This is a genomic window from Phocaeicola coprocola (genome assembly GCF_041333015.1).
Taxonomy (GTDB): Bacteria; Bacteroidota; Bacteroidia; order Bacteroidales; family Bacteroidaceae; genus Phocaeicola; species Phocaeicola coprocola.
In genome coordinates this window covers 1395601-1421229 of sequence record NZ_JBGKGM010000001.1, presented here as the reverse complement: position 1 = coordinate 1421229, position 25629 = coordinate 1395601, and the positions used below count along the sequence as shown (strand labels likewise).

The 25629-nt window shown below is 42.2% G+C and carries 17 protein-coding genes and 6 tRNA genes; 9 read left to right on the top strand and 14 right to left on the bottom strand.

The features are described from left to right. Window positions 1-951 precede the first annotated feature (951 nt). From ACDG22_RS05935 to ACDG22_RS05915, 5 genes are all read right to left on the bottom strand, one after another. Complete coding sequence (locus tag ACDG22_RS05935; RefSeq protein ID WP_370858807.1) at window positions 952-2406, bottom strand: hypothetical protein; 1455 nt, start codon at window positions 2404-2406, stop codon at window positions 952-954. Window positions 2407-3520: 1114 nt separating this feature from the next. Further along, window positions 3521-3895 (bottom strand): hypothetical protein, encoded by a 375-nt coding sequence (locus ACDG22_RS05930; protein ID WP_370858806.1) that lies wholly within the window; start codon window positions 3893-3895, stop codon window positions 3521-3523. A 198-nt stretch (window positions 3896-4093) separates the two neighbouring features. Beyond that, window positions 4094-5902 (bottom strand): group II intron reverse transcriptase/maturase, encoded by a 1809-nt coding sequence (ltrA, locus tag ACDG22_RS05925; protein WP_118047455.1) that lies wholly within the window; start codon window positions 5900-5902, stop codon window positions 4094-4096. A gap of 686 nt (window positions 5903-6588) precedes the next feature. Continuing rightward, a complete protein-coding gene (gene ltrA, locus ACDG22_RS05920; protein ID WP_118047455.1) occupies window positions 6589-8397 on the bottom strand; it encodes a group II intron reverse transcriptase/maturase in 1809 nt (602 codons plus the stop codon). A 550-nt stretch (window positions 8398-8947) separates the two neighbouring features. Then, window positions 8948-10117 carry a site-specific integrase gene (locus ACDG22_RS05915; protein ID WP_004336895.1) on the bottom strand — a complete coding sequence of 390 codons (1170 nt, stop codon included), beginning with the start codon at window positions 10115-10117 and terminating at the stop codon, window positions 8948-8950. 347 nt (window positions 10118-10464) lie between these two features. On the opposite strand from ACDG22_RS05915, the gene ACDG22_RS05910 reads away from it, so the two are divergent. From ACDG22_RS05910 to ACDG22_RS05890, 5 genes are all read left to right on the top strand, one after another. Continuing rightward, the gene (locus ACDG22_RS05910) at window positions 10465-11322 is read left to right on the top strand and encodes a peptidylprolyl isomerase (RefSeq protein WP_040311692.1); all 858 of its coding nucleotides are present in this window, start codon (window positions 10465-10467) and stop codon (window positions 11320-11322) included. After that, window positions 11319-12557 carry a M16 family metallopeptidase gene (locus ACDG22_RS05905; protein WP_007565267.1) on the top strand — a complete coding sequence of 413 codons (1239 nt, stop codon included), beginning with the start codon at window positions 11319-11321 and terminating at the stop codon, window positions 12555-12557. The genes ACDG22_RS05910 and ACDG22_RS05905 overlap by 4 nt, the downstream gene beginning before the upstream one ends. Continuing rightward, entirely contained in the window at window positions 12554-13879 is a 1326-nt protein-coding gene (locus ACDG22_RS05900; protein WP_022125183.1) for an MATE family efflux transporter, read from the top strand. The genes ACDG22_RS05905 and ACDG22_RS05900 overlap by 4 nt, the downstream gene beginning before the upstream one ends. Before the next feature lie 2 nt (window positions 13880-13881). Then, window positions 13882-16386, top strand: coding sequence for a hybrid sensor histidine kinase/response regulator (locus tag ACDG22_RS05895; RefSeq protein ID WP_177593032.1), 2505 nt, complete (start codon window positions 13882-13884; stop codon window positions 16384-16386). A gap of 307 nt (window positions 16387-16693) precedes the next feature. Then, window positions 16694-18031, top strand: coding sequence for a sigma-54-dependent transcriptional regulator (locus ACDG22_RS05890; protein WP_177593033.1), 1338 nt, complete (start codon window positions 16694-16696; stop codon window positions 18029-18031). Between the two features lie 379 nt (window positions 18032-18410). On the opposite strand, the gene ACDG22_RS05885 is transcribed toward ACDG22_RS05890, so the two are convergent. The 3 genes from ACDG22_RS05885 to ACDG22_RS05875 form a co-directional block, all read right to left on the bottom strand. Next, window positions 18411-19085, bottom strand: coding sequence for an RluA family pseudouridine synthase (locus tag ACDG22_RS05885; RefSeq protein ID WP_007565255.1), 675 nt, complete (start codon window positions 19083-19085; stop codon window positions 18411-18413). Window positions 19086-19190: 105 nt separating this feature from the next. Next, window positions 19191-19937, bottom strand: coding sequence for a 3-oxoacyl-[acyl-carrier-protein] reductase (gene fabG, locus ACDG22_RS05880; protein ID WP_007565253.1), 747 nt, complete (start codon window positions 19935-19937; stop codon window positions 19191-19193). A 26-nt stretch (window positions 19938-19963) separates the two neighbouring features. After that, window positions 19964-20557 (bottom strand): TetR/AcrR family transcriptional regulator, encoded by a 594-nt coding sequence (locus ACDG22_RS05875; RefSeq protein WP_022125187.1) that lies wholly within the window; start codon window positions 20555-20557, stop codon window positions 19964-19966. Between the two features lie 439 nt (window positions 20558-20996). Between ACDG22_RS05875 and ACDG22_RS05870 the strand changes: the two genes are divergently transcribed. From ACDG22_RS05870 to ACDG22_RS05855, 4 genes are all read left to right on the top strand, one after another. Beyond that, window positions 20997-21069: transfer RNA gene (locus tag ACDG22_RS05870), tRNA-Met, on the top strand. Window positions 21070-21086: 17 nt separating this feature from the next. Further along, a tRNA-Met gene (locus ACDG22_RS05865) sits at window positions 21087-21159 on the top strand. Between the two features lie 131 nt (window positions 21160-21290). Beyond that, on the top strand, window positions 21291-22238 hold the full coding sequence (cysK, locus tag ACDG22_RS05860) for a cysteine synthase A (RefSeq protein WP_177593034.1): 948 nt from the start codon (window positions 21291-21293) through the stop codon (window positions 22236-22238). A 36-nt stretch (window positions 22239-22274) separates the two neighbouring features. After that, entirely contained in the window at window positions 22275-23561 is a 1287-nt protein-coding gene (locus ACDG22_RS05855; protein WP_007565247.1) for an O-acetylhomoserine aminocarboxypropyltransferase/cysteine synthase family protein, read from the top strand. A gap of 210 nt (window positions 23562-23771) precedes the next feature. On the opposite strand, the gene ACDG22_RS05850 is transcribed toward ACDG22_RS05855, so the two are convergent. From ACDG22_RS05850 to uraH, 6 genes are all read right to left on the bottom strand, one after another. Continuing rightward, entirely contained in the window at window positions 23772-24419 is a 648-nt protein-coding gene (locus ACDG22_RS05850) for a helix-turn-helix transcriptional regulator (protein WP_177593035.1), read from the bottom strand. Window positions 24420-24522: 103 nt separating this feature from the next. After that, window positions 24523-24597, bottom strand: a tRNA-Val gene (locus ACDG22_RS05845). 20 nt (window positions 24598-24617) lie between these two features. Next, window positions 24618-24692: transfer RNA gene (locus ACDG22_RS05840), tRNA-Val, on the bottom strand. A 37-nt stretch (window positions 24693-24729) separates the two neighbouring features. Then, window positions 24730-24804: transfer RNA gene (locus tag ACDG22_RS05835), tRNA-Val, on the bottom strand. Window positions 24805-24839: 35 nt separating this feature from the next. After that, window positions 24840-24914, bottom strand: a tRNA-Val gene (locus tag ACDG22_RS05830). 149 nt (window positions 24915-25063) lie between these two features. After that, window positions 25064-25474, bottom strand: coding sequence for a hydroxyisourate hydrolase (gene uraH, locus ACDG22_RS05825; RefSeq protein ID WP_007570069.1), 411 nt, complete (start codon window positions 25472-25474; stop codon window positions 25064-25066). Between the last annotated feature and the right edge of the window lie 155 nt (window positions 25475-25629).

Here is a 25629-nt window from a genome sequence, read left to right as displayed (position 1 = left end):
CAAAGAACTCTTCGTATGCAAAAGTAACAATAAAACGGGAGATTTAGAAATGAATCTCCTGATTTTTTCTTCTCACACAAGTTTTTCCGTAAAAGCGATTTTATCCGTCAGCACACCATCGCCCAAAAAGATTTTGAACGAACGTGTGCCGACTGCCGCATAAGCGGAGAAAAGGGCTTTGCCTCACGCCTAAACAATAGTTTAGACTGATGAGACAAGGCCCCTTTCTTTTGTGCTTATGCCAAAGAGGTGCTTTTACGGGGTTTTGACGATTTTTCTTTTTTCGTTGTCCTTTTGAGCCGGAAGCGGAAAGCCGTGTATGACCGCACATTCCATAAATGGAACAAGCCGTCACTCACGGCAGACAAACCGGGAAGAATGATTTTATCCATCCGACCAAACACGTTTGGCCAAACAGATAAAAACATACTTCCTTGCCGATGGTTTGCTCGGTTTCACGCTACCGGCTATGTTCTTTTCTGTTGGGGATGTCTTTTTCACGGATTTCTCTTTTGAAGTTTTCCTGTCTAATCTGCCTCCACTTCCGTTTACCTCCATTTTCGCGCCTTTCAGTGAGCCGCATCAGGCAGTCATTTTCGTGCTGGGTGCAAAGGTAACTCCGGGATTGTACGGGAAAGCAAGGTCAAGCCTCCTGTTTTCTGGAAAAATCTCCAGCCTTTCGGGTAGTATTTTTCCGAAAAATTCTTCTATAATCTGCTGAATAGCTTAAAATGAGCGATTTATAAGTGTTCAACCTCAATAGAGGTAATGATTTGGCAATAGTCACAACTTCTGCAATATGCATATGTTTGCTTTGCCTAACAACTCTTTACAGTTGCAAAAATACAAAATAAAAATGAAACCACACTATGTTGGTGCAAAAAAACAATAGTCATAAAACAAAGATTAACTTCGCCTTATGACTATTGTTGTCCACATTAAACTTATTTATCATTTAATTGGTTCCGCATGCACATAGTATTCACTGTTTATAGGGTCTTCCCCGTCAGTTTTAAGTATCAGTACCATGCGAGAATGTTTTGTACGCCAATATGCTTTAATATCAGCATCTTCGGGTAGTGCCTTAAACGTTTTACACAGCGAAGCCTTTTCTGTTTCTTTTATAGTACTATGTGCTTCATAGTACTGGTCCATAATCTTCAACAGACCTTCTCTTTCACGTTCAAGCACGCCTAACATATATTCCTTGTCGTTTTTGTCTTTTGCTCCTTTCAGTACAATACGTAACTCTGCATACGGTTTTGTAATGTCTTCTTTGTAGGCAGTAGGTGGAGTTAGGATAAACTCACGGCTCTTGTCCAGCAAGCAATATTCTGTTAGTTCGGGGTTCTTGGAATTATACCTTACGTTATCCCAATCGTAACCAAAGAATCCATCATTCACCAAATAGAGCCTCTTTCGGGCTTGATAGACAATACGGCCATCTTTATAGCCATTGGCATAGACAATAGTATTGTCATGAGGCGTGAAGAAGTATGTGCTCCACCAATAGGAAGTATTCAAACAGTTTGTCTTACGTTCCATGATTCCAAAGCTATCTGGCATATCACGACAATCACTCGTCCAAGTAATTGAATCGTAGTAGTTGTAATAGGCATTATCTGAAGAGTTGAAACCATATTCATCGGTAAGCTCAAATGTTACAAGGCAGAAGGTCTGAAACACAGGGTCTGTGTTGTCTTTGTCGTCTTCTGCACAGTATGCCTTAATCTTAAACTTGCAGTTGTCGGGAACAGAACGGTCAATATCCGTATCATACGTGTAACTTTTCTTCATCATTTCCAAATCGGTTTCGGTCATGCGTTTATATACAATCATGCCATATATAGACTTGTAACCATTGCTGCCATCACTCGTCGCTCCCAATTTTTGTATGGTGTACATTAAGGTCTTGCCATTCGACTCGTCAAGCTTAAGAATCTGCATGTATCTGCTGTCTGTTGTCTGCTTGTTGCTGCCAAACAGTATGAAGCCTTTGTCCATGTCATAAGTCCATGATACACGACTGAAACAAAAGGCTGGCAAGGCATCACTATAAAAATAACTAAAAGCTTGCTGTGATGTCTCAAACCAAAAGTGTGTAGGGCTGCCACCAAATCTGTCTTTCCAAAATTCCTCCTTGCTCAACTTTCCGTTTTCCTGTACCTCATAAGTGGCAATACTCTCCCAACCATAGCCCTTGACCTTACTCTGTATTTCTTCTGCTGCTATTGGCTTTCTCCCTTTTAGCACACAGCACCCCTCATCATTAACAGTATAGGTTTGGTTGAATAGATTCATATCCAACTTACATTGCTCAACACTCAATTCCTCAGACTTATCGCAACTGCCAAATACAACAGTGCAAGCTACGATGAGTGCTATTAACCAAAACTTCTTAGTCATAATAGTCCAAATTTAAAGATTTTACATATAGACAGATTACGGATTTTCAGTGTTTCAAATTCTGCTGTCCAAGATAACTGAGTGCAAAAATACAAAAGTATCAACGTAATAGTGCATTTTTTTATTTTTTATAACACTCAAAACATACTTTTGTGCAAATAAAGGAAGAATAAACTACACCTGACAAATCTATTTACATATTTCTATGCACTGCCTACAGTTGGTACACTCACTTTCTGCAACCGTTGGGAGCAAAATTTCTCCGCCCTCATGGTGGAGCGAGGCGTTTTGGGGTTCCCAAAACATAACCTCGCTCCCTCCTCTAAGAACAAAAGACGAAATATTTGCCTTTCGGCTTTCCATGCCCAAGGTTGCAGACCTTAATTCTCTCAATTTACGCCAAACATCAAAGCTGCCACATTGAAAGAACAAGGTCACAGACACAAGCTACTTTGTACATGGAGTTTGCAAAGGAAAAGGTGATATTTTCTGTGTGAAACTTGCCAAGTGTTTCAGTTGTGTGTTGTTGATTTCCTTTGTGAACTATGCCGAGTGTGCTGTGTGTCTTCGGTATAGTCTGCATAAATCTAATGCCATGCTAAAACACTGCGGAGGTTCGCCCAAGTGGCTGGAGGCGCAAAGCCTCCAAGGAACGTTGCTGCAACCATTTCGGAGAATAGAGCGGTTGCCAATTAATCCACAAGCACATTTTACAGCGTACCAAGTGAGGGCATGTAAAACGTTGAATTGTTGAAGATAGGTGTTATCTTTATGAGAACCAACCACTTATACCCTCAACAAACTCTCAACAAATAGCTCTACACAACAAATTACTGGGCAAAAAAGAAAGAAAGGAATGGTGTTCATGGTTTTTTCTTTTCAACATTATCTTTCTTTTGTTGAGAGATTTGTTGAGAATATGTTGAGCCGTAAATGCCTGATGTTCAATACTTCTTTCATCATATTCAACAATTCAACAAAAATAAGGGGTGTTTTGTCCGTCATTTTTATGAACAGAACTCATCCCCCTACAAGTAAGAATGTCATGCTTATGCTTCAGTACTTATTCACGACAGTACGACAGCGCCAAGCCAACAAACAAGCAAGAGGACATTCAACTAAAGGCGGTTGTTCTTCTATTGAGTTGTAGGATAATGACACTACTTTTCTCTTTTGCCCCGTACAATCTCTTGAAGATGGTGGCACGAAACCGAGCTGCCCCGTATGAGTTTATACGGAAGCAAAGGGCAACAATCATCGGAAAGCCATACAACGTTTGCCAAATGCCATTGGAAGTTTCCTGTTTCTGTTGGACTTTCGACACCGTCAATAAACCATCCTTGTATATTGACCTTATCACAGCATGGAGTTTCATGGCGGTGACATGAAGCATATCAACCAATTCACCCTCACTCATCCACAAGTCTTGCAAGTTGGACGGAATGGATAACATTCCATTTCCGTCCACGGTGATTACAGTCCTTTTCATGCCATTCCCCCCATTGTCGGCATATGCCCCTTGATTCGACTTTCAAAAGCTGATATGTCATGCTCCAATTTAGTACTTGTCACCTGTAGGCTCGGCAAACAACGCCTTTCCGCTTTACAGCGGTAGGTTTTCGTTTGCCTGCCCCCGAACCGTACTTACACGTCTCCATGTATACGGCTCTCCATCTGTAACATCATCTTACTTGACACATCTCTGGATTTTTGCGTTACACTCCGCACATACAACCAAAGTCTTTCTGTGCATGTAGAGCATTTTGCGTTCCCAGTCATTTTTACCTTTTAACTCTTTGAGTGTGCGGACATGGTGCATTACCACTTCTCCGTGCTTGCCACATAGTTCGCACGTTTTTGTTGTAAGCCTTTCTATCAGACTCAACGATGGCGTTTTGAACATGTACGGCAGATTGTCACTTGGGGCTGTTTCACAATCCGTTTTACGGGCATACCCCTCATTATAGAATACCCTGTACTTGGTTTCTCCTCCCTTGTTTACAAAAGGCACTGCAAAGAGATTGTCCTTGCGGTATCTTTCAATGACTTTTCTCACTGACATATTCAGCTTTTGAGCAAGAGTTTTGTACATGGAGAACTTCATAATACAGCCGAAAGAGCGTCCCAAAGCCGATGCATTGTTTGCTATTGAGTAATAGTTGTAGAACCCTCGTATTTCGGTATTAAACTGAGATACAATCTCGTGCGCTTCATTGTCAATCATATAAGTCCTGCCTTTTGACACCCATGTCTCCTTGCCGTGTTTGGTGACAACTTTCATGGCTTCGAGGCTGAGCAGCTTGTTCTTGATTACTTCTCTTGAAACGTGCAATATCACGTTCCCATTGAAGTATCTGCGCACTGTTCCGTTACTGTTTCTCTTTGTGGCATAGTCTTTACGGACATATATTTCGTAACCCAAAAATTTTGCGCTGTCTTGTGCATTTGTAATCAAAGTCTTTTCCTGTGACATCTCCAGTCTTAACTTTTCCTGCATAAACTTAGTGATGTCAGCTTTGATTCTCTCACATTCGTTTTTCGTTCCGATAACTCCGATAAGGAAATCATCGGCATAGCGCACGTATTTCAACCTGCGAAAGTTTACATCCATATCATTGCCACTTGGCATTGTAAGTATCAGCTTCTGCTTTTCGTGCAGTTCTTCTACCATCCTTGTTCTTACGTTTACATCCTCTACTTCATTTATCCTACGTTTTAGGTAGTGTACTCTGCTGTTGAGTTTGCAAATATCCTTGTTGCGGCTTCTTGCTGTCCCTTTATTGAATTTGTTGGCATATTCATCCATGTACTTATCGAACTTGTCTAGGTATATGTTTGCCAAAATAGGGCTTATGATACCACCTTGCGGTGTCCCTGAATAAGTCTTGTTGAATTGCCACTCTTCCATGTACCCTGCATTGAGGAATTTCCGTATCAGACGAAGAAATCTGTCGTCTGCTATTCTGCCTTTCATTATTTCTATCAGCACATTATGGTCTATGTTGTCAAAGAAGCCTTTTATATCTCCCTCAATGAACCATTTTGCACCGTTGAAATTGTTTTGTAGACTTTTCAGTGCTGTGTGGCAGCTTCGGTTGGGTCTGAAACCGTGCGATGTCCACTCAAAGTGTCCCTCATATATGGCTTCAAGCACCATTCTTACTACCTCTTGAACCAATTTGTCTTCAAAAGACGGTATTCCTAGCGGACGCATCTTCCCATTCTTTTTCGGAATGTAAGTTCTCTTTGCAGGATTGGGACTATAAGTCTCATCCTTTATACTCTCTATGAGTTTGTTTATCCTGTCAATGCTCATTTCATCCTCAGTTTTGCCATCTGTGCCGGGTGTCATGTTGCCCGGCTTTGCACACATACGTTGGTAGGCGACAAAGAACATCTGTTCATTGAATAGAATACGGTAAAGCCTTTCGTATTTATACTCGGGCTCATTGCTGTGTCCAGCTAAAATGTTTAATACTTGCTCTGGATTTCTCATACGTCTCTCACGTTTTCCGTTGTTTGTATTAAAGTTACAGACTACTTCCCTTCGCCATGTACAAGGCTTTCCCTTGCTCGGACTACTACGGAAGTTCCGTTACCATATCGGATATTCAAAAGCTTTCTTTATAGCTGTTTGTTCCAGCGTTCCGACTTAGGTAATCCCCAGTTAGTTCTCTTAATAACTATTAGCACGACATACTGTCGGATGCGACTTTCGTTCTTGTCCGCTTATTGCGGCTGTGTCATAGTCGGTTCTTTATGCTCTGCACTAACGCACAAAATAGGCAGAGTACTATGAAACAACGTATGTATAATAGTCTTCCGTTGTTGCAAGATTTGGTACCACTGAACTATCATTCAACCAATCAAGGCTTCATCCTTATGTATGTCTTTTCGTCTTGCCCCTCAGTCGCCACCTGACTATTAGTGGACTTGGAGCTTTAATCAGTATGCTACACTCCCCATCGGGTTTCCCCTTTGGATAAACTGATTGACGATAGGATTATATCGAACCCAATCCTAACTTCTTGCTAAAGAAGTATTTATTAAGCGACCATTCTGGGCGCACGTAGGCTCGGCAAACAACGCCTTTCCGCTTTACAGCGGTAGGTTTTCGTTTGCCTGCCCCCGAACCGTACTTACACGTCTCCATGTATACGGCTCTCCATCTGTAACATCATCTTACTTGACACATCTCTGGATTTTTGCGTTACACTCCGCACATACAACCAAAGTCTTTCTGTGCATGTAGAGCATTTTGCGTTCCCAGTCATTTTTACCTTTTAACTCTTTGAGTGTGCGGACATGGTGCATTACCACTTCTCCGTGCTTGCCACATAGTTCGCACGTTTTTGTTGTAAGCCTTTCTATCAGACTCAACGATGGCGTTTTGAACATGTACGGCAGATTGTCACTTGGGGCTGTTTCACAATCCGTTTTACGGGCATACCCCTCATTATAGAATACCCTGTACTTGGTTTCTCCTCCCTTGTTTACAAAAGGCACTGCAAAGAGATTGTCCTTGCGGTATCTTTCAATGACTTTTCTCACTGACATATTCAGCTTTTGAGCAAGAGTTTTGTACATGGAGAACTTCATAATACAGCCGAAAGAGCGTCCCAAAGCCGATGCATTGTTTGCTATTGAGTAATAGTTGTAGAACCCTCGTATTTCGGTATTAAACTGAGATACAATCTCGTGCGCTTCATTGTCAATCATATAAGTCCTGCCTTTTGACACCCATGTCTCCTTGCCGTGTTTGGTGACAACTTTCATGGCTTCGAGGCTGAGCAGCTTGTTCTTGATTACTTCTCTTGAAACGTGCAATATCACGTTCCCATTGAAGTATCTGCGCACTGTTCCGTTACTGTTTCTCTTTGTGGCATAGTCTTTACGGACATATATTTCGTAACCCAAAAATTTTGCGCTGTCTTGTGCATTTGTAATCAAAGTCTTTTCCTGTGACATCTCCAGTCTTAACTTTTCCTGCATAAACTTAGTGATGTCAGCTTTGATTCTCTCACATTCGTTTTTCGTTCCGATAACTCCGATAAGGAAATCATCGGCATAGCGCACGTATTTCAACCTGCGAAAGTTTACATCCATATCATTGCCACTTGGCATTGTAAGTATCAGCTTCTGCTTTTCGTGCAGTTCTTCTACCATCCTTGTTCTTACGTTTACATCCTCTACTTCATTTATCCTACGTTTTAGGTAGTGTACTCTGCTGTTGAGTTTGCAAATATCCTTGTTGCGGCTTCTTGCTGTCCCTTTATTGAATTTGTTGGCATATTCATCCATGTACTTATCGAACTTGTCTAGGTATATGTTTGCCAAAATAGGGCTTATGATACCACCTTGCGGTGTCCCTGAATAAGTCTTGTTGAATTGCCACTCTTCCATGTACCCTGCATTGAGGAATTTCCGTATCAGACGAAGAAATCTGTCGTCTGCTATTCTGCCTTTCATTATTTCTATCAGCACATTATGGTCTATGTTGTCAAAGAAGCCTTTTATATCTCCCTCAATGAACCATTTTGCACCGTTGAAATTGTTTTGTAGACTTTTCAGTGCTGTGTGGCAGCTTCGGTTGGGTCTGAAACCGTGCGATGTCCACTCAAAGTGTCCCTCATATATGGCTTCAAGCACCATTCTTACTACCTCTTGAACCAATTTGTCTTCAAAAGACGGTATTCCTAGCGGACGCATCTTCCCATTCTTTTTCGGAATGTAAGTTCTCTTTGCAGGATTGGGACTATAAGTCTCATCCTTTATACTCTCTATGAGTTTGTTTATCCTGTCAATGCTCATTTCATCCTCAGTTTTGCCATCTGTGCCGGGTGTCATGTTGCCCGGCTTTGCACACATACGTTGGTAGGCGACAAAGAACATCTGTTCATTGAATAGAATACGGTAAAGCCTTTCGTATTTATACTCGGGCTCATTGCTGTGTCCAGCTAAAATGTTTAATACTTGCTCTGGATTTCTCATACGTCTCTCACGTTTTCCGTTGTTTGTATTAAAGTTACAGACTACTTCCCTTCGCCATGTACAAGGCTTTCCCTTGCTCGGACTACTACGGAAGTTCCGTTACCATATCGGATATTCAAAAGCTTTCTTTATAGCTGTTTGTTCCAGCGTTCCGACTTAGGTAATCCCCAGTTAGTTCTCTTAATAACTATTAGCACGACATACTGTCGGATGCGACTTTCGTTCTTGTCCGCTTATTGCGGCTGTGTCATAGTCGGTTCTTTATGCTCTGCACTAACGCACAAAATAGGCAGAGTACTATGAAACAACGTATGTATAATAGTCTTCCGTTGTTGCAAGATTTGGTACCACTGAACTATCATTCAACCAATCAAGGCTTCATCCTTATGTATGTCTTTTCGTCTTGCCCCTCAGTCGCCACCTGACTATTAGTGGACTTGGAGCTTTAATCAGTATGCTACACTCCCCATCGGGTTTCCCCTTTGGATAAACTGATTGACGATAGGATTATATCGAACCCAATCCTAACTTCTTGCTAAAGAAGTATTTATTAAGCGACCATTCTGGGCGCACTTGCGTAAATCTGCGTCGTCTTTATGCTCTTGTGTCCGAGCATGGAGCTGACCGTTTCGATGGGAACACCGTTGGAGAGGAATATCGTCGTGGCTGCCGTGTGGCGGCTCTGATGCCACGTGATATGCTTGGTGATGCCGCAACGCTTGGCGACGGCACGGATACCGGCAAGGCACGTGTTATAATGCGGAACGGGAAATATCCTGCCGTCCCCGCACAGTCCCCGGTATTTGCCGATTATGCGGTTGGCGATGTCGAGCAGGCGGATGTTGGACACCACGCCCGTTTTCTGGCGGTTGATGTTTATCCACTCGTGTTCGTCGAAGTAGGTGCGGATATTCTCTTCCGTAAGGTTGCGCATATCCGCGAACGACAGCCCCGTGAAGGCGCAGAACAGGTAGAGGTCGCGGTACAATTCCTGTTTGGCGTTTTTCAGTTTCCCCTCCATCAGCAGGCGGATCTCATCTTTGGTCAGGAAACTGCGTGTTGTTTCCTCCTTCTTGATTTCATACTCGCGGAACGGGTCGCGCGTCAGCCACTCGTTGTTGATGGCGATGAATACCATCGTCCGTAACGGGCAGACGTACAGCCACACGGTATTGGTGCAGCAGTGCTTGTCCGTGCGCAGGAACATCTCGAAGTCGGAGATGAAAGCCGGGGTAAGCTCTTTTAGGGCGATGTCCTTCACATGGTAGCGGATGTCGAGGAACTCTTGCATGTGCTTGTAAACGGTGCGGTACTTCAGCAGCGTGCCTTTGGCTTTCATGCCTGCCTCCACCTGCTTCTCGTAGTCCTCGTTGTGCTGGCGGAACACCTGCATCAGCGTGTGGTAGCGGTGTTCCAGTCCGAGAAAGGCGTTCTTCACCTTCTCCGCCGTGACGAAGTTGTCACGCTCCATGATTTCCTGATAATGCCTGTTGATGCGTACCCGCATCTTGTCAAGCATACGGTTCGTTTCGAGTGCCGCCGTGCTTCTGCCCGTGACACGTCCACCTTTGGTGTCCCACAGTTTCGGATCGACAGTCAGTTTGCAGCTGAACTGTGTCTGGCTGCCGTCCACCGTGATGCGTCCCATGACGGGAACTGTCCCGTCCTTTTTCACTACCTGACGCTTGAGGTAGTAGATTACTGAAAATGTACTCTTCATTGTCCTTAATTTTTGGGTTTCAAAATTAGTTGGTGAAGAGTCCGGTGTTGGTACGCAAAACGGGGAGGAACGGCGCAATCTTTTTCCGTAACCTGATTTTTCGCATGAGTTATGGATAACTCACTATTCCTTAGAGCCTTGTTTCGCTATTCGTACCCGTTTGTCGCATTTTCGGGCATGGTTACGAACAAGTAACGTAGCGGCGTCAGGATTTGGCTTCGGCAGGGATTGTAATGGCTTCACGGATTATCGCCACTTCAACCAAAACCCTTGTAACTCAATTCTATCACTATATCTTTCCGCATTTCACTTTTTTGTAGTAACTTTGCTTCTAAAACACACACTGTATGAAGAAAACAATCATTTTATTCACCCTGATTCTCTGTTGCATGGCCGCATGCACCGGAAGTCAAAAAAAAGAAAAATCTATGATGACTGGAAACGAAACACTTGTATGTCTGGAAACCACGATGGGAAATATTATTGTAAAGTTGTATGACGAAACGCCTAAGCACCGTGACAATTTCATAAAACTGGTGAAAGAAGGGGTATACGACAGTACACTTTTCCACCGCGTTATCAAAAACTTCATGATTCAGGCAGGTGATCCGCAAAGCAAGACTGCTACCGACACCACAACAACTTTAGGAACCGGTGATGTAGGCTATACTATTCCTGCAGAAATCAATCCGAAATTTTTCCACAAAAGAGGTGTACTTGCTGCTGCACGTCAGGGCGATGAAGTCAATCCCAACAGAGAATCATCAGGCTGCCAGTTTTATATTGTAACCGGAAGAAAATTCTCTGAAGCACAGATGATCAATATGGAGAACCAGCTGAACGAAGCCAGACTAGACACCGTATTTCAGGCTTTGGCACGCAAGCACATGAAAGAAATCTATAAGATGCGTAAAGCAAACGATATGGAAGGCCTGATGGCACTGCAAGATACACTGGAAGCACAAGCACGTGCTGAGGTTAAGAAAGAACCTGCTCTGAAATTTACCCGTGAACAGATTCAGGCATATACTACAGTAGGCGGAGCTCCACATCTTGACGGCAGCTATACCATATTTGGAGAGGTAGTAGACGGAATGGATGTTGTAGCACGTATCGAAGCTGTAAAAACCAACCGTACAGACCGTCCGGAAAAGGATGTACGTATACTGAAAGCTTCTGTAATAGAGAAATCGGATAAAGAATGATACAAGTAAACCATCATACATTGCCCAACGGGCTGCGTATCGTACACAATGAGGACAACTCAACCCAAATGGTTGCCCTCAATTTGCTGTACGATGTAGGAGCACGCGACGAAGATCCGGAGCATACCGGTTTTGCTCACCTGTTTGAGCATCTGATGTTCGGCGGTTCAGTGAATATTCCCGATTACGATGCACCGGTACAAAATGCCGGTGGGGAAAACAATGCATGGACCAACAATGACATTACTAATTATTACATTACCCTTCCCTATCAGAACGTAGAAACAGGATTCTGGCTGGAAAGCGACCGCATGCTGAGCCTCGACTTCAGCCCGCAAAGCCTGGAAGTACAGCGACAGGTAGTAATTGAAGAGTTCAAGCAACGGAATCTGAACCAGCCTTATGGCGACGCATCACATTTGCTGCGCGAAATGGCTTACCAGGATCATCCATACCGCTGGCCGACCATCGGTAAGGAAATCAGCCACATAGCCAATGCTACACTAGATGAAGTCAAGAACTTTTTCTATCGTTTCTATGCTCCTAACAATGCGATTCTGGCAGTTACAGGTCATATTTCATTTGAAGAAACTGTCCGTCTGGCTGAGAAATGGTTCGGTCCGATACCTTCACGCAATATACCCAAACGTGAATTGCCGGCAGAAAAGCCTCAAACAGCGATACGCCGACGCAGCGTAGAACGAAAAGTTCCGGTAGATGCTTTATATATGGCCTTTCATATGTGTAACCGGTTCCATGCCGAATATCACGTATTCGACATCATAACCGACTTGCTTTCAAACGGACGTTCATCGCGATTCATACAGACATTGGTACAAGAGAAAAAACTCTTTACCTCCATCGACGCCTATATTTCGGGAAGCCTCGACGAGGGTTTGCTGCATATTACAGGAAAACCAGCTTCGGGCATCACCCTGGAGCAGGCAGAAGAGGCTGTATGGCAGGAGCTCGACAAACTGAAAACGATTCCGGTAGCCGAAGAAGAACTGGAGAAGGTAAAGAACCGCTACGAAAGCGAACAAATTTTCAACAACATCAATTACCTGAATGTAGCAACCAACCTTGCATTCTTTGAATTGCTTGGACACGCGGAAGATATAAATCTGGAAGTAGGAAAATACCGTTCGGTAACGGTCGGACAGATACAAGATACGGCATGCCGTACTTTTGTACCCGAGAATTGTAACATTCTATATTATAAAGCTATCAAATGAGTCAGTCACATTACCGCGCATTATTATCATTAGGCCTTCCTATTGTCATCGGGCAGATAGGAGTTATCGTATTGGGATTTGCTGATACGCTGATGATCGGACATCACAGTACGACAGAACTGGCTGCTGCCAGCTTCGTCAATAACATGTTCAATCTTGCCATTATCTTCAGTACAGGATTTGCCTATGGACTGACGCCTGTTGTGGGCAGTCTGTTCGGACAGCACAAAGTAAGCGAGGTAGGAAGAACGCTTAAAAACAGCCTTGCAGCCAATACTGTACTGGCAGCGATCGTATGCCTGGTAATGACTATACTTTATCTGAACCTTGACCGTATGGGGCAGCCTGATGAGCTGATACCGCATATGCGTCCTTACTTTATGGTATTGCTGGTTTCTCTGCCATTCGTATTATGGTTCAACGGATTCAAACAGTTCTCCGATGGAATTACCGATACCAAAGTATCCATGTGGATATTATTAAGTGGTAACATTCTGAATATTATCGGCAACTATATCCTTATTTACGGTAAGCTTGGTATGCCCGAACTAGGCCTTCTAGGTGCAGGTATATCTACAATGGTATCACGTATTCTTATGGTCATAGCTTATCTGGTTCTGTTTTTCGGTACCCGTCGTTACCAGAGTTTCAGAGAAGGTTTCCGACTGGGAAAAATCAACAGAACAGATTTTAGCTTGCTGAACAGACTAGGATGGCCCATTGCAGCACAAATGGGAATGGAAACAGCTTCCTTCAGCCTGAGTGCGATCATGGTTGGTTGGCTGGGAAGTGCAGAGCTTGCCAGCTATCAGATTATGATTGCTGTTTCACAAATATGCTTCATGATGTATTATGGCATGGGAGCTGCTGTATCTGTACGCATCAGTAACTTTCTAGGACAGAGGGATATAGTCAATGTAAGACGTACAGCAAACATTGGTTTTCACATCATTCTGATTATGATAGTCTGTACATCCATACCTATTTACCTGCTGCGTAACCACTTGGGCGGATGGTTTACGGATGACGCAACTGTTGCTGCCATGGTAGCCCAGGTTATTATTCCGTTCCTTCTTTACCAGTTTGGCGACGGACTGCAAATCAATTTTGCCAATTCCTTGCGAGGCATTGCCGATGTACGCCTGATGATGTTGTTCTCATTTATTGCTTATTTCATTATATCACTTCCTTTGGGATACTTGTTCGGCTTTGTTTTCGACTGGGGAATCACCGGTATATGGATGGCTTTCCCGTTCGGCTTGACCAGTGCCGGAATTATGTATTATCTCAGATTCAGATATAAAACGGGAAAAGGAGTCTGACTATGTTTTCTACTTCAACGAAAATTGCCTTCGGATATATTTTACTCATTTGCTTGCTTTTCGGAGCTATCGGATACATTCACCAGCAAATGACATTGCTCACTACGCCTACGGGACTGGAAGAAACAATCAGTAACCGGAGGAAAACAACGCACCAGATTGTAACCCAACTATACGAAGCAGAAATTATCGGACAGACATTACGTATCGGACGACTTAATGAATATCCTAAATACAAAAGGGCGATGAAAGAAGCCAGCGCCCTTATAGACTCTCTTCAGCAACTTCTGACTGATACATTGCAACAGATGCGTCTGGATACAGTACGTTCATTGCTGCGGAATAAAGAGCAAAACATGGTACTGGTGCTCGAAGCCATGAAGCAAAGCCCCACAGACGAATTGTACCGGCAGCAGCTGGATAGTCTGATTATGCAGCAAGACTCCATATTGAGCAGTACACACGTACGCCGACGCGCGGTTACCCACCGTAACTCATATACTATTCATCATAAGCCCAAAAAGTTTTTCCGCAGACTTGCCGATGTATTTTCTCCCGGTAAGCCCGACTCAACCCAAGTGGACAATATCATCCAGGAAGAATATACAGATACAATAGACGAAGCTTACAATCCGGTTGATACCATTGCTACTATGCTGACTTCTATACAGCACAAGGTTTTCCAGACAAGACAAGAAAGTATGCGGACGCTTGACGCACGCATCAACCAGCTGCGTATTGCAGGAGGAAGGGTGAGCCAGCGTGTAAATCAGCTGCTGGATAATATAGAGGATGATGAACAAAAGGCAATGGAAGTCCGCATAGCGCACGAACAAGACATCCGCCAGCAGGCTGCATGGACAATGGCAACGATTGCTATTCTGGCTGTATTGCTTGTGCTTATTTTCTTTACCATTATCTGGCGAGATATAACACGAAGTAACCATTACCGTAAAGAACTGGAAAAAGCTAAACTATATGCTGAAAATCTACTTGTGGCACGAGAGAAACTGATGCTTACCATCACGCACGACATCAAAGCTCCTGCCGGATCCATTATCGGATATATAGATTTGTTAATCAGACTGGTACAGGACCGTCGTCAGCAGTTTTACTTACATAATATGAAAAGTTCGGCAAATCATCTGCTGGACCTGATTACTTCACTTCTTGACTACCACCGACTGGAAGCAGGAAAAATGGATATTCACCCCGTAACGTTCAATCCACATGAACTGTTCGAAAGTATCTATACCAGCTTCTTGCCCGGAGCAGAAAAGAAACAACTAACCCTCAACTTCGAAGAGAACATACCACGTACGCTTAATCTTGAAGGTGATCCTTTCCGCATACGCCAGATTGCAGAAAACCTGATATCGAATGCACTGAAATTTACTTCACAAGGAAGTATCACAATTCAAGTAGATTATGAGCAAAACCGGTTTACTTTCCGCGTAGAAGATACCGGTTGCGGTATGAGTATTCAAGAGCAGCAACGTGTATTCCAAGCTTTTACTCGTTTACAAAGTGCGCAGGGACAAGAGGGATTCGGACTTGGTCTGTCTATTACAAAGAAACTGGTTGAACTACTTAACGGCGAAATAACCATAGAAAGTGCTCCCGGAAAAGGAAGTATGTTTCAGGTTGTACTATTCTTACCCAAAGTAACGAAAGCACCAATAACTCAAGTCGAAACACTGTCGGACGACAAAAAGCAATGGCGTATTCTGTTAATAGATGACGACCGTATCCAGCTCAATCTGACAGAAGTCATGATTTATGACCTGTTCAATCATGCCCAACATAACATTCCTCCTGTCATAAAATGCTGTACACAGCCGGAGGAACTCTTCAAGCTGATAGCTTCAGAAACATTTGATATTGTTTTTACTGATATACAAATGCCTGCAATGAACGGCTTTGAGCTACTCCAGAAACTGAGAAGCCTCGATGTTCCACAGGCTAAAAACATTCCCGCCATAGCCATCACCGCCCGAAGCGATATGGATGAAACTGATTTTTGCACACAGGGCTTTGCCGGATGTCTGCATAAACCTTTCAATCAGACTGAGCTGTTGAAAATTTTCAAAACTCACATGCAAGAAGACTGGAAAGGAAATACAGTACAAACAGACAGTAAACTGTCTGATACAGAATGTACATATAATTTTTCACCCCTCACAGCTTTTTCGGGTGATGACCCTGCCGCTGCACATGAGATTCTGGAAACTTTCATCGGAGAAAGTACGAAGAATTATGAACGTATGAAACAGGCTCTAAGCAATAAGGACATGGCAGATTTGTGTAACGTAGCCCACAAAATGCTTCCTACTTTCACCATGATTGAAGCTAGAAAAGCTATACCGGCCTTACAATGGCTGGAGTTTCATCGGGGAAACACAGATCTAAGTGATGAAGCCAGACAACATGCAGACGAAGCATTAAGTTGCATAGCTGACGTAATTAAGGAAGCCAAGAAGGTTTTAAACGACGGGAAGGACAACTAAAATAGTAAAAAAACTTCCAAAAGAAAACTTAAAAAACAATCTGAGGTACTCTGTTTACTGGAAAATTTAAATATGGTCTGAGTACTATACTGAAAAAATATTATCTTTGTATCAGATTACAGCCTTGGAATACCAGAAAAATGAATTAAAGAATGAAGTAAAACTCCGAAAAAGGAGCAGAATATTTGCGAAAAAACAAAGTGTTTCTGTAAAAGAGGCCACTGTTTCTCCACGTATTACCACAAACTAAATCCATTAGGACAACAAGGCTTTTTTTATTTGTAACATACCGGATAAAAAGAAATATATGACTCCGTCTATTCTCATAATCGAAGATGATTTAACTTTTGCTACCATGCTGAAAACATGGTTGGGGAAAAAAGGTTTCGAAGTTGATACGGCAGGTAGTAGTTCACGTGCCAAGAAACAACTCTCAGCACGTTCTTACGACCTCATATTGTCTGACTTACGGCTTCCTGACCAAGACGGAATACATTTGCTGGTATGGCTTCGCAGCCAGTCGTGCACTACTCCTTTTATTATTATGACGAGTTATGCCGAAATACAGACTGCCGTACAGGCCATAAAACAAGGAGCAAGCGACTATATAGCGAAACCAGTTCAGCCTGACGAATTGCTGAAAAAGATAAAAGAAGCTATCCAAAAATCTGAAGTTCCTGCTACGCCTAGTGAAGCGCATATTGAAAAAAATACTCCGCAAAGTTTTCTGGAAGGTGAAAGTGAAGCAGCTCACCAATTATTCAGTTATGTCCGTCTGGTTGCCCCTACTCAAATGTCTGTTCTCATAAATGGAGCAAGTGGTACGGGAAAAGAATATGTAGCACACCGAATCCATGAACTAAGTAAACGAAATGGAAAGCCTTTCATAGCAATAGACTGTGGATCGATACCCAAGGACTTGGCTGCATCTGAGTTTTTCGGACATATAAAAGGTTCATTTACCGGAGCGCTAAATGATAAAGTAGGTGCATTTGAAGAAGCCAACGGAGGTACTTTATTTCTCGATGAAATAGGAAACCTGAGTTACGAGGTACAGGTTCAGCTGCTGCGTGCTTTACAGGAACGCCGTATTCGCAGAATAGGTTCGACCAAGGAAATAGAGGTGGATGTACGACTTGTAAGTGCCACCAACGAAAACCTGAAGGAAGCTATAGCTAAAGGTACATTCCGCGAAGATTTATATCATCGTATTAATGAATTTACCCTACGAATGCCCGACCTGAAAGAGCGTCCCGAAGATATTCTGCTCTTTGCTAATTTCTTTCTGGACCAGGCAAACCGAGAACTGGAACGTACGTTGATCGGTTTTGACGCTGCTGCAAGTGAAGCACTTCAACGCTATTCGTGGCCAGGCAACTTGCGTCAACTAAAAAATATTGTCAAACGTGCTACGTTGCTGGCACGAGGAGAATTTATTACTGTACACGATTTAGGAGAAGAGATTCTCGCACAGCCCGTAAGTCCTGCTACATCATCATTTGCTTTACACGATGAAGAAGCAGAAAAGAAACGGATAATGAATGCTTTGCAACAAACGGGAAATAATAAAACCAAAGCAGCACTGTTGCTGGGGATAGACCGTAAAACATTATACAATAAAATGAAACTGTATAATATCGGGTAATATTTCTCCTGAAAATTTATTCATTGAAGAAAAAATTCCACAAAACTATGGATTTATTCCACAGTTTTTTCTACACATTCCACACTTTCCCCAATCTACAGGAAGTCACAGTTTTGCCCAAACATTTATAAATCAAAGAATTAAATAAAACCCTTTTTTCTGGCACGATGATTGCAATATATCTCTTACGAGAGAATTGGATACACACACTCTATACAACATAAAAAAAGGCAAAAACTAAACTATAAACCCAACCCCATAAAAACAAAAGAGAGAAAGGTTGATTTCCCCCTGAAATACAACCTTTTGACAAGAAAATGAAGATGCCTATGTGTTTTTAACAAACGAGGACGCTGTGAAGCGTCCTCGTTTTCTCTTTTTATTTGTTCATTTCGAAGCCATTCCATAAATTACCGGAAGGAACAGGTGCTGTTATATCAATCGGTTCTTTCGATACCGGATGAATAAACCGTACCCTACGCGCATGCAGGCAAATACTTCCGTCAGGATTCGACCGTGGAAAGCCATATTTCAGATCACCTTTAATGGGACATCCCATCTTTGCAAGCTGACAACGAATCTGATGATGCCGTCCGGTTTTTAAATCCACTTCCAGCAAATAATAATTTTGTGAATGCCCTATCAGTCTGTAGTTAAGAACAGCTTTCTTCGAGTTCTTCACTTCTTTATCGTAAGCATACGATTTATTTTGCTTTTCATTGCGTACCAAATAATGTACCAGCTCCCCTTCTTCAGCAGGAGGACACTGCTTCACGATGGCCCAATAAGTTTTCTTCACTTCACTGTTGCGAAACATATCGTTCAGACGAGCCAAAGCTTTACTGGTTTTAGCAAAAACCACCAGTCCGCTTACAGGTCGGTCCAGACGATGTGCTACGCCTAAAAACACATTACCAGGCTTGGAATACTTTTCCTTCAGATATTGTTTTACAGTTTCAGACAAAGGTATATCTCCAGTCTTGTCACCCTGCACAATTTCGGAAGCCGTTTTATTTACTATAATAATATGGTTGTCTTCGTATACTACGGTCATAATGCCATAAAATAAAAAAGATGAAGAATGAAGAATACGATGCAGAGACAAATATTGACTGCATGTAGGTTCCTCATTCTTCACCTACAAATTATTTACTAAATATTACATGTTCATACCACCGTCTACCTGAATTACCTGACCTGATACATAAGCAGACAAGTCAGAAGCCAGGAACAATGCGATGTTTGCAACATCTTCCGGAGTACCTCCACGACGCAAAGGAATCTTCTTAGCCCATTCAGCTTTTACTTCGTCAGACAATTTTGCTGTCATATCAGTAATGATGAATCCCGGAGCAATAGCATTTGCACGGATACCACGAGAACCAAGTTCCTGAGCAATAGACTTAGCCAAACCAATCATACCTGCCTTTGATGCAGAGTAGTTACACTGTCCGGCGTTACCATGTACACCTACAACAGAAGCCATGTTGATGATGTTACCACTCTTCTGACGCATCATGATTGGAGTACAAGCGTGAATAAAGTTGAAAGCAGATTTCAAGTTAACACCGATTACGGCATCCCACTGTGCTTCACTCATTCTCATCATCAAACCGTCTTTTGTGATACCTGCATTGTTAACCAGAATATCGATAGTACCAAAGTCTTCTTTAATCTGTTCAACAACTTTTGCAGTATCTTCAAAGCTGGCAGCATTTGAAGCGTAACCTTTAACCTTTACTCCCAATGCAGCAATTTCAGCTTCTGTATTCTTTCCGTTTTCATCAATTACCAAGTCTGTAAATGCAATATTTGCACCTTCGGCAGCAAATTTCATTGCAATAGCTTTACCGATACCACGAGCAGCACCGGTTACGATAGCTGTTTTTCCTGTTAATAATCCCATGATTTGTTATATTTAAAAGATTAAACTTATTTTTCTTTCCGACATCCCAAAGCACCATACACGATTTTAGACACATACCGCCAGCCGGTTTCGTCGTCCAGATCCTCTCCTATCTGTCCACGAATGTATGGTACCTCGATTCCTTTGATGCAGTAATGCAATATATCGGCGGTTATCTCTACATTATCTATATCGAACAGCCCTTGTTCTTTTCCTTCTCTCAAGACTTCACGAAAAAGCTTTATTTCGTTGTTGTCGAAATACTTTCTCATTGCTTCTACACGCCAAATATCACGGAAGAAATCAGCACGGAGCGTACCATTACGATAAACCGCCATTTTAATAATATCAAGATGTGTAGTAATCAGCTCCAGGATTTTCTCATCGGGTACAGTCGGTTTCTTGGCAACCTTATCCATTGTATCCGAAAGCATCTTGAGTTCCGACTCTACCACAGCCATATAAATCTGATCTTTACTTTTAAAATAAGTATATAGAGTACGACGGCCTTTTTTAGATGCCACGGCAATATCATTCATTGTCGTAGCCTCAACTCCTTTCTTGGCGAATAGCTGTCGGGCAACGTCTACTAACTTGGCTCTGGTCTTCAATACAGTCATTCTAACTCTCCTATTGCACAATCTACATTATTGTGAGCAAAATTACTGTTTTTCTTTTATCTACACAAATTCAGACCAGATTTTCCACTGTAAGCGACAGAGTTTATGAGTTCTTTTGCCTTTATCCTCCCCAAAATGAATCTTACAAGCTCTTGTCGCCGAGAGATTTTTTCAGCTAAAGGATAAAAAAACATCAAAGTTTAACCTAATACGGCAGTAAATCTATCTATCAAACTTTTCTTCCAGCGTCAGATATTCTAAGAAAAAACAAAAAAATCTACTTAATAGATTTTAATATTTACGGCAAGAAAAAGTAAAAAAAGATGCATAGATCTACATTTTTCACGAAGAAATACACAAAAAAGATCAAATAATTCGTCCAAAAATTTGTTTTTCAAAATAAAACCCTTACCTTTGCACCACAATTAAGAAATAACATCGCGGAGTGGAGCAGTTGGTAGCTCGTTGGGCTCATAACCCAAAGGTCGTCTGTTCGAGTCAGGCCTCCGCAACTACAAAAAAATAACATCGCGGAGTGGAGCAGTTGGTAGCTCGTTGGGCTCATAACCCAAAGGTCGTCTGTTCGAGTCAGGCCTCCGCAACTACCGAGAGAAGCAAATGCTTCTCTTTTTTTTATTTCCCCATTTTCTACAATATACCCTAAATGGTGTATTGCTATTCCCCAAATAATCTCTTAACTTTGCCATAAAGCAACCCCCAAAAACAAAGACCTATGGCAAAAATATACCAAAATCTTACAGAATTGATAGGAAACACCCCTTTACTAAAGTTGCAACACCTAAGCCAAACGCATAAAGCAAAGGCAAATATTATTGCAAAACTGGAATTTTTCAATCCCGGAGGGAGTGTTAAAGACCGCATTGCACTTGCTATGATAGAAGATGCTGAACAAAAAGGCATCCTGCGACCTGGCTCAGTTATCATCGAACCGACAAGCGGCAACACAGGTGTAGGTCTTGCATGGGTAGCGTCCGTAAAAGGCTATAAAGCCGTACTCACCATGCCTGAAACAATGAGTTCGGAGCGCCAAAACCTATTAAAAGCCATGGGAGCAGAGCTAGTCCTAACTCCCGGCAACGAAGGAATGAGCGGAGCCATAAAGAAAGCAGAAGAACTTCGCGACAACACACCAGGAACAGTCATTCTGCAGCAATTTGAAAATCCAGCAAACCCTAGAGCCCATTCTCTGACTACAGCAAAAGAGATCTGGCAGGATACTGACGGAAAAGTAGACGTATTCATAGCAGGAATCGGAACTGGAGGAACATTAAGCGGTGTAGGTGAAGGACTGAAATCATACAATCCCAATATCGAAATCGTAGCAGTAGAACCAGACAGCTCAGCTGTCCTTTCTGGTGAAAAACCGGGTATGCATAAGATACAAGGTATAGGAGCCGGATTTATCCCCAGCACCTACAACACACAAGTAGTAGATAAGATAATAAGAGTCAAGGACGACGATGCCATCCGAACAGGAAGAGAACTTTCCCTCCAAGAAGGACTCTTGGTCGGTATTTCTTCGGGAGCTGCAACATTTGCAGCCCTGCAACTTTCCCAAATGACAGAATATAAAGATAAAAACATCGTCGTATTGCTGCCCGATACCGGAGAACGATATTTATCAACCGTACTTTATGCCTTTGAGGAATATCCGCTTTAAAACAGAATTACAGTAACATACAAAATCATTGCAACTATGGACATCAAAAAACTTCATTTCGAAACACTCCAACTCCACGTAGGACAAGAACAGGCAGACCCAGCTACAGACGCACGAGCCGTCCCTATCTATCAGACAACTTCGTACGTTTTTCATAATTCAGCTCATGCAGCTGCACGCTTCGCCTTACAAGATCCAGGAAACATCTACGGAAGACTTTCCAACCCAACACAAGATGTCTTCGAAAAACGTATGGCTGCACTAGAAGGAGGTGTTGCTGCTCTTGCTGTTGCTTCCGGAGCAGCGGCCATCACATATGCGTTTCAAAACATCACTCGTACCGGCGACCATATCGTAGCCGCCAATACAATTTATGGTGGGACATACAACTTGCTGGCACATACACTGCCTGCATCAGGAGTAACCACAACCTTCGTAGATCCATGTCAAGTGAAAAATTTCGAACAAGCCATACAAGAGAACACCAAACTTATTTTTATCGAAACACTGGGTAACCCTAACTCGAATATCATCGACATAGCAGCTGTTGCCCAAATAGCTCATGCACATAAAATACCTCTGATAATAGACAACACCTTCGGTACTCCCTATCTGATTCGTCCAATAGAACACGGAGCAGATATTGTAATACACTCTGCGACTAAATTTATCGGGGGACACGGAACTAGCCTCGGAGGAGTTATCATCGATTCCGGAAACTTTGACTGGAAAGCATCTGGAAAATTTCCACAACTAACGGAACCAGACCCTTGCTATCATGGAATACGTTTCTGCGACGTAGCCGGAAACGCATCCTATATAATCCGTATCCGAGCTATTCTGTTACGTGACACAGGAGCAGCAATCAGCCCGTTCAACGCTTTCCTTTTATTACAGGGCCTAGAAACTCTTTCACTTCGTGTTGAACGACACGTAGCTAATGCCCTGCAAGTAGTAGATTATCTAAGCAAACATCCCAAGGTAGAAGCCGTGCATCATCCATCCCTACCTCAGCATCCAGACAACAAGCTATATAAACGTTATTTTCCAAAAGGCGGAGGATCTATATTTACGATTGACATCAAAGGCGGAATAAAAGAAGCTCAACGTTTTATCGACAGCTTAGAAATATTTTCCCTACTTGCTAATGTGGCCGACATGAAATCACTAGTTATTCATCCTGCAACTACCACACATTCACAATTAAATGAAAAGGAGCTGGAAGAGCAGCATATCAAACCAGGTACAGTACGTTTGTCCATAGGAACTGAGCATATAGACGATTTAATAGCAGACTTAGCTCAGGCATTGGAGAAAGTATAAGCATCATAATTTATCGAAAAGACTACGTTCTTAATTTGAAAGAGACAACCCTTAAGCAATTGCTTCAAAAGAGAAAAATTGAATAGATTTACTTATAATCATAAGTTACAAAATGAAAATCTCCTGCTATTGGTCACATAAATAAACAAAGACCAAAAGCAGGAGTTTTTTCAAAGGCTAGTAGTATTAAAGACACTACACCTGTTTATATCAGATACAATACTCTGCAACATTAACTATTCCTGCCCTTAAGGCATACCGTATCGCTTCCTGAGCGTTATTCACATTCAACTTCCTGAAAATATTTTTGCGATGCGTCATTACTGTATAAACACTTAAAAAGCGTTCCGCTGCTATTTCTTTAGTAGTCTTACCCAACGTCAAAGAACGCAGAACTTCTTTTTCTGTCATTGTCAGCTGTGGCATATCAGAAACAGCATCCCGCTCTTTTTCATACAACCAACTTTTTGCTTTCATACAAATATACTGCCGCCCTTGCTCAGCCTCATCCAGGCAAGCAGCAGCCTCGTGCACATCTGAATCTTTAAACAATAAACTAAACTGAATGCCTCCCAAAACCATCCGCCTGATAAAGCTCTCACTTAAAGCATCACTAAACAGTACAAAAACAGATTGAGGAAAACGCTCTTTCAGTATCCAAAGCTGATCAGCCGTACAATCGAACAAAGTATAGTCAATAATGACAACCGAATCCGGATAAGACGAAAGCATCATCGACAATTCCTGCAAACCGACAGCCTCCTTAATCGAGGAAAGCTCTCTACCAGCCTCCAAAGCCAAATATTTCACTCCCAAACGAGTTATTGCCTGATTATCTGCCAATATTAAATGCCTCATATTCTTGTATTATTACTTAATAAACAAGAATTTCCAAGAAAAGGTTCATTAAAAAAAAAAAAACATAAAAAAAGAGTTTCACTTTTCATGTGAAACTCCTCAGTGGACGTTGACGGATTCGAACCGCCGACCCTCTGCTTGTAAGGCAGATGCTCTGAACCAGCTGAGCTAAACGTCCGAAATCAATATTTAATTTAGTGGGCGTTGACGGATTCGAACCGCCGACCCTCTGCTTGTAAGGCAGATGCTCTGAACCAGCTGAGCTAAACGCCCCAAAGGGGAAAATTTGACCATTTATGCTTTTGGGAAGTGGGCGTTGACGGATTCGAACCGCCGACCCTCTGCTTGTAAGGCAGATGCTCTGAACCAGCTGAGCTAAACGCCCCAAAAGCCAATTAAAGAACGAGAAAAAATTCGGAGTGGGCGTTGACGGATTCGAACCGCCGACCCTCTGCTTGTAAGGCAGATGCTCTGAACCAGCTGAGCTAAACGCCCGAGATCTCGTTCTCAATTGCGGTTGCAAAGGTACGGCTTTATTTTGAATATGCAAATATTTGCCTCATTTTTTTCACTAAAACTGCCATAAAGTACACAAAACAGTATTATTTCAAAGCTTCAAACCTCTATCTATCCCCCTTTTCAGGTCAGTTTCCTCTATAAGTTGAGTAACCATAAGTCGACAAAGTTATAGGCACATGATAGTGAGTTCTTCCTTTCAACTCAAAAACAACTTCAATAAAAGGGTAAAATGTTTCCTGACCCAACAAGTCAAAATATAGCTTTACGTGATAAACCAATTTATATATTCCATCATGTTCCGTACCATCTTCTTTCAGGAAATCTTTTACACGACCATTTTCATCAGTCAGTTTCTCCTCCACCATCAACCATTTTCCATCTGTATGCTGCTTGTACAGGCTGATCTTCACATTAGGAGCCGGTTTTCCCTGAGTTATATCCAAGATATGGCTAGACAACTGGTAAGAAGACTCTTGAGCCAGTCCAACGCCCAAAAACAGAAACATAAACGTGCAGATTAATGTAAATTTTTTCATAAGCGATATAATTAAGATAAACAAATAGATATATAGATAGAATAAAAACAGAAAAAATATTCATTTTGTTCGAAAAGTACATAATAAAAATCGCCATCCAGTATGTATACCTTAAATATATACAATGCTGAATGGCGATTTCTGATTTATAAATA